The sequence below is a fragment of the Mammaliicoccus sp. J-M41 genome (assembly GCF_022385935.1).
GTDB classification, from domain to species: domain Bacteria; phylum Bacillota; class Bacilli; order Staphylococcales; family Staphylococcaceae; genus Mammaliicoccus; species Mammaliicoccus sciuri_A.
Genome location: NZ_JAJNIR010000002.1, coordinates 164412 through 181734, shown reverse-complemented (window position 1 = coordinate 181734; position 17323 = coordinate 164412). Strand labels below are relative to the sequence as shown.

Below are 17323 nucleotides of genomic sequence, written 5' to 3'. Positions count from 1 at the left end.
AAAATTAAAAGGCTTATCTCCCAAAAATTACAGGAGACAAACCTTTGAAATAATATACTAATTAAGGTTTAGATTTTTGGGTTCAGTACAGATGTGAGTTAAAGGTGGAATAAACTCACATGTTTTAAAAATTTTATAAAAATCATTTAAAAATGAAAAAAGCGTCCAGCTATTACGACTGAACGCTTTTCTGATATTTATTTACCTTCGTGGTGTTCTTCGAATAATTCTTTTGTTGCTACAACTGGTTCGAAATCTTCAGGCATTGTTTCTGTTCTTACTACTAGAACGTCACATGGTGAGTTTCTTACAATTGATTCTGATACAGAACCGACGATAAATCGTTCTACTGCATTTAATCCAGAAGTACCACACATGATTAAATCTACGTCAAATTCTACTGCTAATTTTTTAGGAATAACTGTTTTTGGAGATCCGAATTCAAGTTTAGTCGCTACATTATGAACACCATTATTCTCAGCGAATTCTTTATATCCAGATAATAAACTTTCAGCAAAACTTGTTGCTTTATTTACTATTTGAGTATCATAGGCTTCAACACTTGCATATGATCTAGAATCTACAACGTTAACAATTGTTAATTTAGCGTCATTACGTTTAGCAACGGCTACAGCTTTATTATAAGCCCATTCTGATTCAGTTGATCCATCTACTGCAATTAAAATATTTTTGTAACTTAACATAGAAACCGCCTCCTAGTTCTTTTGTTTAATTATATCATAATTTTCTGAAAAAATAACATTATAAACTTTTAAATAATAGGGAATTTACACGATTTTTATATAATGTGTGTTAAAATTAGCTGTAGTAAGAAAATTTAAAAAATTTAGAAAATAAGGATAATATAAAAATTGAATAATAATGATTGCGCTTTCAAATTAGTGGCGTTATGATAAAAACAAGGAGGAATGAAAAATGATTATTGGAGTACCAAGAGAGATTAAAAATAACGAAAATAGGGTGGCATTAACACCTAGTGGCGTGGCAAGTTTAGTTGCACAAAATCATGTTGTTAAAGTAGAAACTGAAGCAGGATTAGGTTCACAATTTACTAACGAAGATTATCAACAAGCTGGAGCAGAAATTGTAAGTCAAGAAGAAGCATGGAATGTTGAAATGGTTATGAAAGTTAAAGAACCATTACAAGAAGAATATCAATTCTTCAAGAAAGACTTAATTCTATTTACATACTTACATTTAGCTGCTGAAGAGGCTTTAACAAATGCATTACTAGAAAATGAAGTAACTGCAATTGCTTATGAAACTGTTCAGTTAAGCGATCGTTCATTACCATTACTAGCGCCAATGAGTGAAGTAGCTGGAAGAATGTCAACTCAAATTGGTGCGCAATTCCTACAAAAAACACACGGAGGCATTGGAATATTATTATCTGGTGTGCCAGGTGTTAAAAGAGGGAAAGTAACAATAATCGGTGGAGGTCAAGCAGGAACAAATGCTGCTAAAATGGCAGTTGGTCTTGGAGCAGACGTTACGATTATTGACTTAAATCCTACACGCTTACAACAATTAGATGATTTATTTGGTGCAAGCGTGCAAACGATGATGTCATCACCATTAAATATTGAAGAAGCAGTTGTTGAAAGTGATTTAGTAATTGGATCAGTACTTATCCCAGGCGCTAAAGCACCAAAACTTGTAACTGAAGAAATGGTTAAGAAAATGAAACCAGGTTCAGTATTAGTAGACATCGCGATTGACCAAGGTGGTTCATTCGAAACATCAGATAGAATTACGACACACGATGATCCAACATATGTTAAACATGGTGTCGTACACTATGCAGTTGCTAATATGCCAGGAGCAGTTCCAAGAACATCTACAATTGCATTAAATAATGCAACAACTCCATATGCAATTCAATTAGCAAACAAAGGCTACGTTAAAGCATGTCAAGATAACGAAGCACTTGCTAAAGGCTTAAACACAATACATGGTAAATTAACATATAAAGAAGTTGCAAAAGCTTTTGATAAAGAATACACACCTTATCAAGAAGTTTTGAGATAACTCCACCAAAAAAACCTGAGACGAATTTCGTCTCAGGTTTTTCTTATTATACGATTTTTGTACCGTGTACTTCATCGAATGGTATGTCTTCTATTAATTGTGATAAGTTATCTTTATTGAGTCCGCCACCTGGCATGATTGTGATATTGCCTTTTGAGTGAATCAACAACTTTCCTAAATGGTTAATGTTATCAAATATCACACTATCACTTGGTCCGCCATGTGTTAGTAGGCGACTGAATTGGTGTTTAATTAACCAGTCTAATGATTTTAATTGATGATATGGATTAATAGAATCAAACGCCATATGACAAACGGCGGGTATGATACCACATGTTTCTTTTAATGCTTTCATCTTCCATTCGTCAAGATGTCTGTGTTCATCTAAGCATCCAAATACAAATGCATCAACTTTCAAATCTTTCAGATGTAATATATCTTGTCTCATGATTTCATATTCGAAATAATTATAATTAAAATCTCCACCACGAGGTCTAATCATGACAGCGACTTCAACGTTATGTTGATGACATAATTCTATTGCAATCTTTACCATTCCGTAACTTGGTGTTGTGCCACCAACTGAAAGGTTATCGCAAAGTTCAATTCGATTTGCACCATTTTTAATAGCATGTTCAATTTGCGAAATTGTTTCTACACAAGCTTCTTTAATCATTTTTGGTAGCCTGTTAGTATGCGATGTCCGTCTTCAGTTACAACGATATCGTCTTCAATTCTAACACCAGCAACACCAGGAACGTATATTCCAGGTTCAACTGTTAATACCATGCCTGGTTTGAATTCATCCGTATTTGCACTTGAAATGTCTGGGAATTCATGGACACTTAATCCAAGTCCGTGACCAAGTCTATGTGGGAAGTATTCACCATAACCAGCATTGCTAATAATATCTCTAGCTACTTTATCGCAGTCAGCAATTTTAGCACCTGGTTTAATCATTTCAATCGCTTGTTTGTTAGCATCAAGAACGACATTGTAAATTTCTTGTGCTTTATCAGAAGGTGTACCGAATGGAACAGTTCTAGTGATATCTGAACAATAACCTTTATAAATGACACCTAGGTCAAATAGTACATATTCGTTTTCTTTTAAAGTTCTTTCTCCTGGTGTACCATGAGGAGCTGCTGCATGATCGCCGAATAATACCATAGTATCAAAGCTCATCTTAGAAATACCATGTTGTTTCATAGTTGTTTCAATATGATTTAATACTTCAATTTCAGAAACGCCAACTTCTAATTTATCAACGCCAGCTTGAATAGCTAAATCTGCATATTTAGCCGCTTCTTGTAACAACTCAATCTCGTCATTTGTTTTTACATTTCTAATATCTTTTAATACTTGATCAATATCAACAATTGTTTCAACATTAAATGCTTTTTCAATTTCACGAAGTCTTTTAACTGATAAATGCTCTGATTCAATCGCGAAAGTTTTATAAGATTGTTGTTCAATCAAATCGAATGGTGATTCTGTATCTAAGTATCCAACGATGTTTCCAGTGAAACCTGCATTTTTAGCTTCTTCTACTTCCATTTTTGGACAAAATAGCGTTTCTTCACCATCTTTAGTGACTAATAAACTAAATAGACGTTCATGTGGTTCAGATAAATAACCTGTTAAATAAAAGATGTTTAAAGGCGTTGTAATCCATGCTGCGTCCGCACCTTTATCTTTTAAAAATGTTGCAATTTCATTATGTTCCATTATTCTTCCTCCCAAATCTCTTTCTTACATCATTATTTTAGACTTCTTGATTCATAAATTCAAATTTAGGGTATATAATATACGGAAAAGACAATTTGAGGAGGGAGATTCATGAAAGTATCATTTCATGGACAATCAGTAATCTATTTTGAAAGTAAAGGACATAAAGTGATTGTGGATCCATTTATAACAGGGAATCCATTATCAGATTTGACGGCAGATGAAGTAGAAGCAGATTATATTATATTAACTCATGGTCATGGTGATCATTTAGGTGATACTGTTAGCATTGCAAAAAGAACAGGTGCAACGGTTATAGCGTTACCTGAAGCGATTGATTATTTATCAAATAAACACGGATTAGAAAACTTACATCCAATGAATATTGGTGGGAATATTGAATTTAATTTCGGAAAAGTAAAATATGTGCAAGCCTTTCATAGTAATAGCTTTACAGAAGAAGATGGGGAAATCGTCTATTTAGGTATGCCAGCAGGAATTGTATTAGAAACAGAAGCAGGTACTATTTATCATACAGGTGACACAGGTTTATTCAGTGATATGAAATTAATCGCAGATAGACACCCAGTTGATTTATGTTTTATTCCAATAGGCGATAACTTTACAATGGGCATTGATGATGCAAGTTATGCAATTAATGAATTTATCAAGCCGAAAAAAGTAGTACCTATTCATTACGATACATTTGATTTTATTAAACAAGACCCTAAAGATTTTGAAAAAGCTGTTACAGAATCAGAAGTTCACATTTTAAAACCTGGTGAATCGGTAGAATTATAAATGAATATGATAGATAGTTTAGTAAGCTGAGATGATTTTGTCGTCTCAGCTTTTAAGTTTAAGAAATGAACTGTATAAGAAACTTAATTTAATGAGCGGTGTTTCAATCTTTTATTAAATTTTTAAGATATCATTTAAGACATTAAAAATGTATAATAGAAAGTAATTCATAAAATTTGATAGAGGGTATAAACATGACGAAACATGAGCAAATTATTGAGTATATTGAATCGTTATCTGTTGGACATAAAATCTCTGTCAGACAGATAGCGAAAGATTTAAATGTCTCTGAAGGTACAGCTTATCGTGCAATTAAAGAAGCGGATAATCAAGGGCTTGTAGCATCTATTGATAGAGTAGGGACAGTTAGAATTGAGAGAAAATCTAGAGAACAAATTGAAAATTTAACATTTAATGAAATTGTTAAAATTGTAGATGGTCAAGTATTGGGCGGTAAACAAGGCTTATATAAAACTTTATCAAAATTTGCAATAGGCGCAATGGAATTAAATGATGTCGTTAAATATTTAACTAAAAATACTTTACTTATTGTTGGTAATAGAGCAGATGTACAAATGGAAGCTTTAAAAAGAGGTTCTGCCGTGTTAATTACAGGTGGTTTTGAAGCGCATGAAGATATTATAAACTATGCTGATGAACACGAACTTCCAATTATTTCATCTAATTATGATACATTTTTAGTGGCCAATATTATTAACAGAGCCATATATGATCAAATGATTAAAAAAGAAATTTTAATGGTTGAAGATATTATGATTCCAATTGAATCAACTTCTTATTTAGATGATAAACAAAAAGTGCGAGATTGGAATGAATTATCACAACAAACATCTCATACACGTTTTCCAGTTGTTGATAGCGAAATGAAAGTTGTAGGTATTTTAACTAGTAAAGATATTGTAAATGAAGAACAAGATAAAAGTATCAGAACGTTGATGACTAAATCACCTATCATTGCACATTTAAATACGACAATCGCAACTTGTGCCCACCTTATGATCTGGGAAGGAATTGAATTGTTGCCAGTTGTATCAACCTCTAAAGTATTAATCGGTATCATTTCTCGTGAAGATGTATTAAAGACGATGCAATTAATGAGTAGACAACCACAAATAGGTGAAACGATTCATGACCAAATTGCAAAACAAATCACAATGGACAATGGTAATGTTGTGGTGAATATATCCCCACAATTAACAAATCAATTCGGTATGTTAACGAAATCAGTCTATATTGCAGTTATTGAAGAAGCGTTACGTTATGAAATAAGAAAAATGAAAAAATCAGAAATCATGATTGAACATATAGATATTTATTATTTGAAAACTGTTCAAATCGATGACGATGTAGAAGTGAAGATTACAACATTAGATATCGGTAGAATATTTGCTAAATTCGAAGTTACAATGGTGAGCGGTAGTGCCACAGTTGCGAAAGCATTACTGATGTGTCAAATTCTCGAAAAATAAAAAAGCGTTATGTAATACAACGCTTTTTAAAATATTATTGATGTTTTTTTTGTTCGAATTCTTCCCAAGCTTTGTTCTCGATAGGTAAGTTACCTTTAAAGTATTTACTTGCTCTATAGCCATAAGATACGTTTAAAATACCAAAGAATAATAATACTAAAACAATAATATAAGTGACTAATGTTGGGAATAACAATACTTGGTCTGCTGCAAATGCGATCATAAATATACCAAAGTAAAATCTTGAACGCGCTTTATGATACGCTTTTCTAACGTCACGTTTCGTTCTAAATGAACGTGCTAAATTTAAAATAGCAAATATTAAAGCAATAATCATAACAGTTACTGCCAAAGCAACAAGTGTAGACATAATTTCAGATGACATGTTTGATTCCTCCTACCAAGTCGAATTATATCAATTAATAAAATATAAGTAAATATAAAGAAAGAAGGATCACAATGGAAGAAATATTAAATAAAATAAAGCAATATGAAACAATTATCATACATAGGCATGTTAGACCAGACCCTGATGCATATGGCTCTCAATTAGGCTTGAAATATATATTACAAGAGGCTTTTCCTGAAAAGCATATATATGCAGTCGGTCAACCTGAACCGACGCTAACATTTATTGGAGATTTGGATGAAATTGCAGATGAAACATATAATGGCGCACTTGTGATTGTTTGTGATACAGCAAACGCACCACGTATTGATGATAGTCGCTATAATACTGGTGACGAATTAATTAAGATTGATCATCATCCACCAGTAGATTCATATGGTGATATTAATTTTGTAAATACAGAAGCATCATCTACAAGTGAAATTATCTTTGATTTAAATAAATCATGGAATTTAAATGGTTCAAATGTAAGTGAGAAAGCAAGTAGAGTATTATATTTAGGAATCGTTGGTGACACAGGTAGATTCTTATTTGATAATACGTCTACACATACAATGGAAGTTGCAGCAGAGTTAATGACGAAAGAATTCGAACGTACTAAATTACTTAACCAATTGAGTGAAAGAGATCCAGCTTTACTTCACTTCCAAGGATATATCCTTCAGAATTTCAAATATGATGGTGAAGGATTCTGTTCAATTAAGATTACGAAAGATATACTTGAACAGTTCAACTTACAGCCTAATGAAGCTTCATTATTCGTGAATACCGTTTCAGATATAAAAGGATTAAAAGCATGGGTATTTGCTGTTGATGAAGGTAAAGAAATAAGATGTAGAATTCGTTCAAAAGGCCTAAAAATTAATCATATCGCAGCTAAATATAACGGTGGAGGACATCCAAATGCTTCAGGTGCATCTGTATATAGTTGGGAAGAGTTTGATGCATTAGCAGCAGATATTAAATCTGAAATATAGGAGGTGAGCGCATGGTAAGTCATTTAAATATTCATTCATCATATGATTTGCTTAATTCAAGTATTAGAATCCCAGATGTTGTTCAAAAAGCTAAAAATGAAAATTATCAAGCGCTTGCTCTTACAGATTTAAATGTTCTGCACGGTGCTTTACAATTTTATGATGCATGTATAAAAGAAAATATAAAACCAATCTTCGGATTAACTATTTATTTAGATGACCAACTCAATCAAGTTGAATGTGTGGTCTTAGCTAAAAATAAAACAGGCTATCATAATTTAATTAAGTTATCATCTGCTATATCTATTAAAGAACGATTTTCAACACCCATTGAATGGGTTAATGCTTATTCAGAAGGACTTATAATTATTGGTAAACAAATCAATGAAGCCAACTATTATTTATTCCAAGCTATAACAATTGGGGATGATGATAAATATATTTCTCATGATTCTACGATACATATGAATCATAAAAAAGTATTTATGAAGTCTGCACTTTATTTGAATGAAGAAGATGGGGATAGTTTAATCGCACTTCACGCAATTAAAAATAATGAAAAATTAACGATGAGTGATTTTCAACAAAATTTAAATCATCATTTTTTAACTAAAGAAGATATATCTCAAATTAATGTAGATGAAGCGTACATACAAAATACAGATGAAATAGCTCAAAAATGTCAGGTTGAAATTGAGTATCATCAAGATTTATTACCAAAATATAAAACGCCTAATAATCAATCAAGTGATGAATATCTTTGGGAATTATTAATGATGAATAAAGCCAAGTATCCACAATTTAATGAAGTATATGAAAAACGACTTAAATACGAATACGATATTATTGTGAAAATGGGATATTCAGATTATTTCTTAATCGTTAGTGACTTAATCAATTATGCGAAAGATCAAAATGTATTAGTTGGTCCTGGACGTGGTTCATCTGGTGGATCTCTAGTTAGTTTTATTTTAAATATTACTACTATTGATCCGATTGAATTTGATTTGTTATTTGAAAGATTTTTAAACCCTGAACGTGTGACGATGCCGGATATTGATATCGACTTTCAAGATACTAAGCGCGATAAAGTGATTCAATATGTTCAAGAAAAATACGGTGATAATCGTGTTGCTGGTATTGTAACTTATGGTCATCTTCAAGCGAGAGCAGTAGCAAGAGATGTAGGTAGAATATTGCAGTTTGATGATGCTACACTCAATTACATTTCAAAATTAATTCCTCATAAATTAGGTATTACATTAGACGAAGCATTTGAAGATGATGCGTTTAAACAATTTGTTAACCAGAATCATTTGCATGAAAAATGGTTTCAACTAAGTAAACAATTAGAAGGTTTACCGAGACATACATCTACACATGCAGCAGGTATCATTATTAATGATCAGTCATTACATCAATTTGTACCTACGATGATGGGTGATACAGGTGTCTTAACGCAATGGACTATGACTGAAACTGAAAAGATCGGGTTATTAAAAATCGACTTTCTTGGTTTAAGAAATTTATCGATTATTCAACAAGTGGTCAATCAAGTTAAATATCAAGAAAATCAAATTGTAGATATTGAAAAAATTCCTTTTGATGATCCTAAAGTCTTTCAACTATTGTCTAAAGGTGAAACAACAGGTATTTTCCAACTTGAATCTCAAGGTGTTAGAAGTGTATTAAAAAGGTTAAAGCCTGACCATTTTCTCGATATTGTAGCAGTTACCTCTTTATATAGACCTGGACCAATGGAAGAAATACCAACATATATTAAAAGACGTAGACAAAATGCAGAGATAGAATATTTACATCCAGATTTAAAAGATATATTGAAATCAACATATGGCGTTATTATATATCAAGAACAGATTATGCAAATCGCAAGTAAGTTCGCAGGATTTTCATATGGTGAAGCGGATATTTTGAGACGTGCGATGAGTAAGAAAAATAGAGCAGTGTTAGAAAATGAAAGAAAACATTTTGTGAATGGTAGCTTAGAAAGAGGTTACGAGGAATCAACAGCTGTAAAAATATTTGATTTAATACTGAAGTTTGCAGACTATGGTTATCCAAAAGCACATGCTGTAGCATATAGTAAAATTGCGTATATCATGACTTATTTGAAAGTACATTATCCGACATACTTTTATGCTGCGATTCTTTCTAATGTTGTTGGTAATGAAGTTAAGACAGAACAAATGGTAACGGAACTTAAAAGAATTGGTGTGAAAATATATCCACCGTCCATTAATCATAGTGAATGGTTTTATAAAGCAACTAAAAAAGGAATATATACGTCACTTGGTGCAATTAAAAGCGTTGGTTATCAAAGTGTAAAAGTGATTGTTGATGAAAGAAAAACAAACGGAACGTATAAAGATATGTTTGATCTTGTACATCGATTACCAAGTAAGGCTAAAAGTAAGAAATTGATACAAGCGCTTATATATGCTGGTGCTTTAGATGATTTTGGTCAGACTAGAGCGACATTGTTACAGTCTATTGACGATGTTTATGAAAGTAGCGAGTCTGTCGGAGATTCTAATAATTTATTGAAAGAATTAGGTTTGAACGTAAAGAAAGAATTTAAAGAAGTTGAAGAAATGCCTAATCTTATGAAAAGTGAATATGAAAAAGAATACTTAGGGTTCTATGCAACTGAGCATCCAATCATTGCGTTATTCAATCAACATCAATATTTATCGATTTATCCATTAAGAATAGACCATAATAAAGTACCGATGCTCGTAATGATTGCGTCACTAAGAAAAATTAGAACTAAAAAAGGTCAAAATATGGCTTTTGTCAATTTAATAGACGGATTAAATGAAGTTGAAGGGGTTATATTCCCTGATGCATATAAACAAATTGAAACAACTAATATCATCAATGTCCCAGTAATTATCAATGGCAAATTCGAAAAAAGAAACGGTAAGACACAAATTATTATTAACAAAATAGATACATTAGATGCATTTAAACAACATAAATTTAATACGACAAAAGAAGTCGTCGTAAGAAATGTAGAAGATTTAGCAGAGTGGATAACAAAAGACCACAATCGACAAATTAAAGTAACGTATTTTAATGATGAAGATTATAGTTCAAAAATGCTTGGCTATTTAAACTTAAATCATGGTAACTTTGAAGAATTTATAAATCAAATAGGTTATGAAAATGTACGTCTTTTATAGGCTTTATTAATTAAATAATTTATGCTATAGTATTCTTCATGGTGGTCTGACCACTATGAAGAATTTTTTAATTTAATTATAGAAATTTAATGTATAATAAAGGGATAGATACATACAATGAAGGGATGATTATTTTGTCATTAAGAGATGATGCTCTATATATGCATAAAGAAAAACAAGGTAAATTAGGCGTTTATGCCAAAGTTAAAGTTACTAATAAAGAGGAATTAAGTCTTGCTTATTCTCCAGGTGTAGCAGAGCCATGTAAAGATATACATGAAGACGTAAGAAAAGTATATGATTATACAATGAAATCTAATGCGGTAGCTGTAATTACAGATGGAACAGCTGTATTAGGCCTAGGTGATATCGGTCCTGAAGCAAGTATTCCTGTAATGGAAGGGAAAGCAGTTTTATTCAAAAGCTTTGCTGGTGTAGATGGTGTGCCAATCGCACTTAATACGACAGACGTTGATGAAATTGTGAATACTGTTAAATTATTAGAACCTAACTACGGTGGCGTTAACTTAGAAGATATTTCAGCACCTCGATGTTTTGAAATTGAAGAACGTCTAAAAAAAGAAACTAAAATACCTGTCTTTCATGATGATCAGCATGGTACGGCTATCGTAACGGTTGCTGGTTTGATTAATGCATTGAAAATTACTGACAGAAAATTATCCGATATAAAAGTTGTTTTAAACGGTGCAGGTGCAGCAGGAATTGCAATTATTAAATTATTATACAGTTATGGTGTAAGAAATATGATTATGTGTGATTCTAGAGGTGCGATTTACGAAGACCGTCCTTATGGTATGAATCCTACTAAAGACTTTGTTGCCAAATGGACAAACAAAGACAAAACAGAAGGTCAATTATCAGATGTTATTAAAGATGCGGATGTATTCGTAGGTGTATCTGTTGAAGGCGCATTAACTAAAGAATTAGTTGAAACTATGGCTGAAGATCCAATTATCTTCGCTATGGCTAACCCAGTTCCTGAAATTATGCCAGATATAGCAAAAGAAGCGGGTGCTAAAGTTATTGGTACAGGTCGTTCTGATTTCCCTAACCAAATTAATAATGTACTAGCATTTCCTGGTATTTTTAGAGGTGCATTAGATATTCGTGCAACTCATATAAATGAAGAAATGAAACAAGCAGCAGTAGAAGCAATTGCTAACCTTGTTTCAGAGGAAGAATTAAACGCGGATTATGTCATTCCTGGACCATTCGATCCAAGAGTTGCACCATACGTTGCGAAAGCAGTAGCAAAAGCTGGTATGGAATCAGGCGTGGCACGTATTGAAGTTGATGTTGATGAAATAGAACGTAGAACATATGAATTAGCAGACTTGTCATAATTTTGGAAGGAGACTCACGTTGGATAAAGAAAAGCAAAAAGGATTAATCAAGATTGTCGAACAAATTCAGTCAATTATTGTTGAAAAAAATATTCAAGTGGGTGAAAAACTGCCTTCCGAAAGATTTTTAAGTGAAACCTTAAATGTTGGACGTTCAAGTATCAGAGAAGCCCTAAGAGCATTAGAACTTTTAGGGGTGATACATACTAGAAGAGGTGAAGGTACATTCTTAAGTGATATGTACCAACACCAACTTTTTGATTTAATCGGAAGGTTCTTAATTCATAATGAATCACAACTAGATGAAATCAATGAATTAAAATGGATGATTGAAAATTTCTGTGAAGAACACAATAACATTGAAACAAATTCAAAAGAAGAACTTGTTTCAAATAATAATAATCAAATTATGTATATGATTTGGAAGCTACTCTCTCAATATAGTGATAGATTTGAAAGAGATAATTGTAAATAAAATCAGGGGGATAGTGACATGTTTAAAGACTTGTTCAATCGAAGCCAGAAAAAGAAGAAATATGTAACTGTTCAAAACAGTAAAGATAATGACGTGCCTGAAGGTATCATGACTAAATGCCCTAAATGTAAAAAAATCATGTATACAAAAGAGCTCGTACAAAACTTAAATGTCTGTTTTAACTGTGATCATCATATTGCATTAACTGCTCACGATAGAATTAGAGCTGTGAGTGATGAAGATGCATTTAAAGAGTTTGATGTTGGTATGACTGCTTCAAACCCATTAGAATTTCCTGGATATGAAGAAAAATTAGAAAAAGATAGAAAAAGTACTGGTTTAAATGATGCAGTTGTTACAGGTGTAACGTCAATTGACGGTATTCCTTATGGTATCTGTGTTATGGATTCTAGATTTAGAATGGGAAGTATGGGTGCAGTAGTAGGAGAGAAAATTTGTAGAATTGTCGATTATTGTGCAGATCACAATTTACCATTTGTATTGTTCACAGCAAGTGGTGGTGCAAGAATGCAAGAAGGCATCATCTCACTTATGCAAATGGCAAAGACAAGTGTATCCATTAAACGTCATAGTGATAAAGGCTTACTATTCATTTCATATATGACACACCCTACAACTGGAGGCGTTTCAGCAAGCTTTGCGTCAGTAGGTGATTTGAACTTTGCAGAACCGAAAGCTTTAATTGGATTTGCTGGTAGAAGAATCATTGAACAAACGATTAGTGAAAAACTACCTGACGATTTCCAAACGGCGGAATTTTTACTAGAACATGGCCAATTAGATAAAGTTGTACATCGAAAAGATATGTATAAAACTTTAAGTACTGTGCTTAAGATGCATCATAACGAGGTGAAAGACAATGCTTGAATTTGAAAAACCTTTAGAAGAAATTAAAGAAAAAATAGCATCTCTACAATCTTATCAAGAAAAACATGGTGTAGACTTAACAGATGAAATAGAAATATTGGAAGCCACTTTAACAAAAGAAACAGAACACATTTATAATAATTTAAAGCCTTGGGATAGAGTACAAGTTGCGAGATTACAAGAAAGACCTACAACTTTAGATTATATCCCTTACATATTTGATGATTTTATCGAACTTCACGGTGATCGTACTTTCCGTGATGATCCAGCATTAATAGGTGGATTGGCTTACTTTAATGGGTTACCAGTAACAGTTATAGGTCATCAAAGAGGTAAAGACACTAAAGATAATATTTTTAGAAACTTTGGTATGGCACATCCAGAAGGATATCGTAAAGCTTTGCGTTTAATGAAGCAGGCTGAGAAGTTTAATAGACCGATCATTACGTTCATTGATACGAAAGGTGCATATCCTGGTAAAGCTGCAGAAGAACGTGGACAAAGTGAATCTATTGCTAAAAACTTAGTCGAAATGGCATCTTTAACAGTACCTGTTATTTCTATTGTTATTGGTGAAGGCGGAAGTGGTGGCGCACTTGGATTAGGCGTAACCAATCGTCTACTCATGTTAGAAAATAGTACTTATTCAGTTATTTCTCCAGAAGGTGCAGCAGCATTGTTATGGAAAGATTCTGGGCTTGCTCAAATGGCAGCTGAAACAATGAAAATTACAGCACCTGACTTATTTGATTTAGATGTTGTAGATGAAGTTGTTAAAGAACCATTTGGTGGTGCTCATAAACATCTAGAATCACAAGCTTCACTTATAAAGACATCAATTGAAAAACATCTTTCAGACTTAAGAACATTAAATGCAGAAAGTTTAGTTGAAGATCGTTTTAATAAGTATCGTAATATAGGAAGTTATATCGATTAGGATATTTAAAATGACAAGTAATCATTTATACTGATATAATTTCTTTTCATAAATTTATGTATATGTGCATAATTGAATTAAAATTAAGCGATTCCAACTTTTGAAAAATTACAAAAGTTGGAATCTTTTTTTAAGAAGACGTTTACATATTTAAATAACAGTAGTTTTAATGGAATCAAGCCAATATTTGTGTTATTTTTAAATTAACAATCATATAACAAGAGAGGTCTGTATATTTATGAAAAAAATTGCGGTTTTAACGAGCGGTGGAGATTCACCAGGGATGAACGCAGCAATTCGTGCAGTTGTTCGTAAAGCTATTTATCATGATATTGAAGTTTATGGTGTATACCAAGGTTACTTAGGCTTAATAAATGATAATATCAAAAAACTTGAATTAGGTTCAGTTGGTGACATGATTCAAAGAGGTGGTACATTCCTTTATTCTGCTAGATGTCCAGAATTTAAAGAAAAAGAAGTGCGTGCGAAAGCAATTGAAAACCTTGAAAAAAGAGGTATAGAAGGATTAGTTGTTATCGGTGGAGATGGAAGTTATAGAGGTGCACAAAGATTAAGCGAAGAAGCTAAAAATCTTAAAACAATCGGTGTACCCGGTACTATCGATAACGATATTAATGGTACAGACTTTACAATTGGTTTTGATACAGCACTTAACACAATCATTGATGCTGTCGATAAAATAAGAGATACAGCATCAAGTCATGAACGTACTTTTATTATTGAAGTAATGGGAAGAGACGCTGGTGATTTAGCGCTATGGTCAGGATTAGCAGCTGGAGCGGAAACAATTTTAATTCCAGAAGTTAAATCAGACATTGAAGAAATCGCTGAAAAAATTCAACATGGTATGGATAGAGGGAAAAAACATTCTATCATTATTTGTGCTGAAGGTGTCATGACTGGTCATCAATGTGGGGAAGAATTGAAGAAATTTATTAACATTGATACACGCGTTTCATGTTTAGGCCACATCCAAAGAGGCGGTACACCTACTGGAATGGATAGAGTACTTGCTTCTCGTTTAGGCGGTTATGCAGTTGAACTACTTATGCAAGGTGATAGTGCTAAAGCAGTTGGAATCCAACAAAATGAATTAACATGTACGCATTTTGATGAAATATTCCAAGCAGAACATAACATCGACAAGAAAATGTATGATTTAGCACATCAATTATCTATATAAAAAAAGAAAAACTACGGAGGTCATTTTAATATGAGAAAGACAAAAATTGTATGTACGATAGGTCCAGCATCAGAATCAGAAGAAATGTTAGAAAAATTAATGCTTGCAGGCATGAACGTTGCTAGATTGAACTTCTCACACGGAAGTCATGAAGAACACAAAGGTCGTATAGATACAATTAGAAAAGTAAGTTCTAAATTAAATAAAAATATTGGTATCTTATTAGATACAAAAGGTCCTGAAATTAGAACTCATAACATGAAAGATGGTTTAATTGAACTTACTAAAGGTAGTGAAGTAACAGTTAAAACAACTGAAGTAGAGGGTACTAAAGAAGCGTTCTCAGTTACTTACGAAAAATTAGCAGAAGATGTAGAAGTTGGATCAACAATTCTACTTGATGATGGTTTAATCGAACTTACAGTTAAATCAATTGATATCGCTAAAGGTGAAGTTCACTGTGCAGTAGAAAATACTGGCGAATTAAAAAATAAAAAAGGTGTTAACTTACCAGGTGTTAAAGTAAACCTTCCTGGTATTACTGATAAAGACGCTAGTGATATCCGCTTCGGTATCGAACAAGGTGTAGACTTTATTGCAGCTAGTTTCGTAAGACGTCCATCAGATGTATTAGATATTCGTGCAATTTTAGAAGAAAAAGAAAATAACGTTATTAAAATTATTCCTAAAATTGAAAATGAAGAAGGAATTGAAAATATCGATGAAATTCTTCAAGTTTCAGATGGTTTAATGGTTGCTCGTGGTGATATGGGTGTTGAAATTTTACCAGAAGCAGTTCCAATGGTACAAAAACAATTAATCCAAAAATGTAATAAATTAGGTAAACCAGTTATTACAGCAACACAAATGTTAGATTCAATGCAAAGAAACCCACGTTGTACAAGAGCAGAAGCAAGTGACGTAGCGAACGCTATTTACGATGGTACAGATGCAGTTATGTTATCTGGTGAAACTGCAGCAGGATTATATCCTGAAGAAGCAGTACGCACAATGCAAAATATCGCAGTAGCTGCTGAAGAAGCTCAAGATTACAAAAAATTATTATCTGATCGTTCAAAAATGATCGATACGAATTTAGTTAATGCAATCGGTGTATCAGTTGCACATACAGCTTTAAACTTAAATGTAGAATCAATCGTTGCAGCAACTGAAAGTGGTGCTACAGCTCAAACAATCTCTAAATATAGACCACATTCACACATTATAGCTGTTACACCTAATGAAACAACTGCTCGTCATATGACATTAGTATGGGGCGTATTACCAGTTGTGAAAAAAGGTAAACAAACAACTGATGAATTATTAAATAATGCTGTATCAACAGCTGTTAACACAGGTTTAGTTGATAATGGTGATTTAATCATTATTACTGCAGGTGTACCAACAGGTGAAACAGGTACAACTAACTTAATGAAGATTCATTTAGTAGGTGATGAATTAGCTAAAGGTCAAGGAATCGGTCATCATTCAACAGTAGGTAAAGCTGTAGTAGCAAATACTGCTGACGATTTAAAAGGTAAAGATTTAAGTGAATCAATCGTTGTGACACAATCAACAGATGCTGATATGGTTCCATATTTAGAAAATGCTAAAGGAATTGTAACAGAAGAAGGCGGATTAACTTCTCACGCTGCAGTTGTTGGCCTTAACTTAGGCGTAGCAACTATCGTTGGTGTTGAAGGCGCTCGCGAAAAAATAGCAGATGGTACATTAATTACATTAGATCCAAAACAACACAAAGTGTTCGAAGGATATGCTAACGTATTATAATATATAA

The 17323-nt window shown here is 32.7% G+C and carries 15 protein-coding genes; 11 read left to right on the top strand and 4 right to left on the bottom strand.

Annotation, left to right across the window (positions count from 1 at the left end; all coding sequences use genetic code 11):
- Positions 1–197: 197 nt before the first annotated feature.
- Positions 198–704: a universal stress protein gene (locus tag LQ686_RS01915; protein WP_025904325.1), complete on the bottom strand. Its 507-nt coding sequence runs from the start codon at positions 702–704 to the stop codon at positions 198–200.
- 232 nt (positions 705–936) lie between these two features.
- On the opposite strand from LQ686_RS01915, the gene ald reads away from it, so the two are divergent.
- Positions 937–2049, top strand: a complete 1113-nt coding sequence (gene ald / locus LQ686_RS01910; protein ID WP_025904324.1) for an alanine dehydrogenase — start codon at positions 937–939, stop codon at positions 2047–2049.
- Between the two features lie 46 nt (positions 2050–2095).
- Here the strand turns inward: ald and LQ686_RS01905 are convergent, their stop codons facing one another.
- Together LQ686_RS01905 and LQ686_RS01900 are read right to left on the bottom strand one after the other, a co-directional pair.
- A complete protein-coding gene (locus LQ686_RS01905) occupies positions 2096–2725 on the bottom strand; it encodes a copper homeostasis protein CutC (protein WP_107565388.1) in 630 nt (209 codons plus the stop codon).
- Positions 2722–3777, bottom strand: coding sequence for a M24 family metallopeptidase (locus LQ686_RS01900; protein WP_103354277.1), 1056 nt, complete (start codon positions 3775–3777; stop codon positions 2722–2724). Before LQ686_RS01900 ends, LQ686_RS01905 begins: the two co-directional genes overlap by 4 nt.
- A 111-nt stretch (positions 3778–3888) precedes the next feature.
- On the opposite strand from LQ686_RS01900, the gene LQ686_RS01895 reads away from it, so the two are divergent.
- Together LQ686_RS01895 and LQ686_RS01890 are read left to right on the top strand one after the other, a co-directional pair.
- Positions 3889–4578 (top strand): metal-dependent hydrolase, encoded by a 690-nt coding sequence (locus LQ686_RS01895; protein WP_025904321.1) that lies wholly within the window; start codon positions 3889–3891, stop codon positions 4576–4578.
- Positions 4579–4772: 194 nt separating this feature from the next.
- Complete coding sequence (locus tag LQ686_RS01890; RefSeq protein ID WP_025904320.1) at positions 4773–6068, top strand: DRTGG domain-containing protein; 1296 nt, start codon at positions 4773–4775, stop codon at positions 6066–6068.
- Positions 6069–6102: 34 nt separating this feature from the next.
- On the opposite strand, the gene LQ686_RS01885 is transcribed toward LQ686_RS01890, so the two are convergent.
- Positions 6103–6453, bottom strand: coding sequence for a YtpI family protein (locus LQ686_RS01885; protein WP_025904319.1), 351 nt, complete (start codon positions 6451–6453; stop codon positions 6103–6105).
- A 74-nt stretch (positions 6454–6527) separates the two neighbouring features.
- On the opposite strand from LQ686_RS01885, the gene LQ686_RS01880 reads away from it, so the two are divergent.
- The 8 genes from LQ686_RS01880 to pyk all read left to right on the top strand — a co-directional run bounded on the left by LQ686_RS01880 (position 6528) and on the right by pyk (position 17316).
- Complete coding sequence (locus LQ686_RS01880) at positions 6528–7454, top strand: DHH family phosphoesterase (RefSeq protein WP_107565387.1); 927 nt, start codon at positions 6528–6530, stop codon at positions 7452–7454.
- An 11-nt stretch (positions 7455–7465) separates the two neighbouring features.
- The gene (locus tag LQ686_RS01875) at positions 7466–10657 is read left to right on the top strand and encodes a DNA polymerase III subunit alpha (RefSeq protein ID WP_107573109.1); all 3192 of its coding nucleotides are present in this window, start codon (positions 7466–7468) and stop codon (positions 10655–10657) included.
- A gap of 134 nt (positions 10658–10791) precedes the next feature.
- Positions 10792–12021, top strand: coding sequence for an NADP-dependent malic enzyme (gene ystJ, locus LQ686_RS01870; protein WP_025904316.1), 1230 nt, complete (start codon positions 10792–10794; stop codon positions 12019–12021).
- Positions 12022–12040: 19 nt separating this feature from the next.
- Positions 12041–12496, top strand: a complete 456-nt coding sequence (locus LQ686_RS01865; RefSeq protein ID WP_025904315.1) for a FadR/GntR family transcriptional regulator — start codon at positions 12041–12043, stop codon at positions 12494–12496.
- An 18-nt stretch (positions 12497–12514) separates the two neighbouring features.
- Positions 12515–13384 (top strand): acetyl-CoA carboxylase, carboxyltransferase subunit beta, encoded by an 870-nt coding sequence (gene accD / locus LQ686_RS01860; protein ID WP_025904314.1) that lies wholly within the window; start codon positions 12515–12517, stop codon positions 13382–13384.
- The gene (locus tag LQ686_RS01855; RefSeq protein ID WP_025904313.1) at positions 13377–14321 is read left to right on the top strand and encodes an acetyl-CoA carboxylase carboxyltransferase subunit alpha; all 945 of its coding nucleotides are present in this window, start codon (positions 13377–13379) and stop codon (positions 14319–14321) included. Before accD ends, LQ686_RS01855 begins: the two co-directional genes overlap by 8 nt.
- Positions 14322–14559: 238 nt before the next feature.
- Positions 14560–15525, top strand: a complete 966-nt coding sequence (gene pfkA, locus LQ686_RS01850) for a 6-phosphofructokinase (protein WP_025904312.1) — start codon at positions 14560–14562, stop codon at positions 15523–15525.
- A gap of 30 nt (positions 15526–15555) precedes the next feature.
- Positions 15556–17316 carry a pyruvate kinase gene (gene pyk / locus LQ686_RS01845; protein WP_025904311.1) on the top strand — a complete coding sequence of 587 codons (1761 nt, stop codon included), beginning with the start codon at positions 15556–15558 and terminating at the stop codon, positions 17314–17316.
- The last annotated feature ends 7 nt before the right edge of the window (positions 17317–17323 follow it).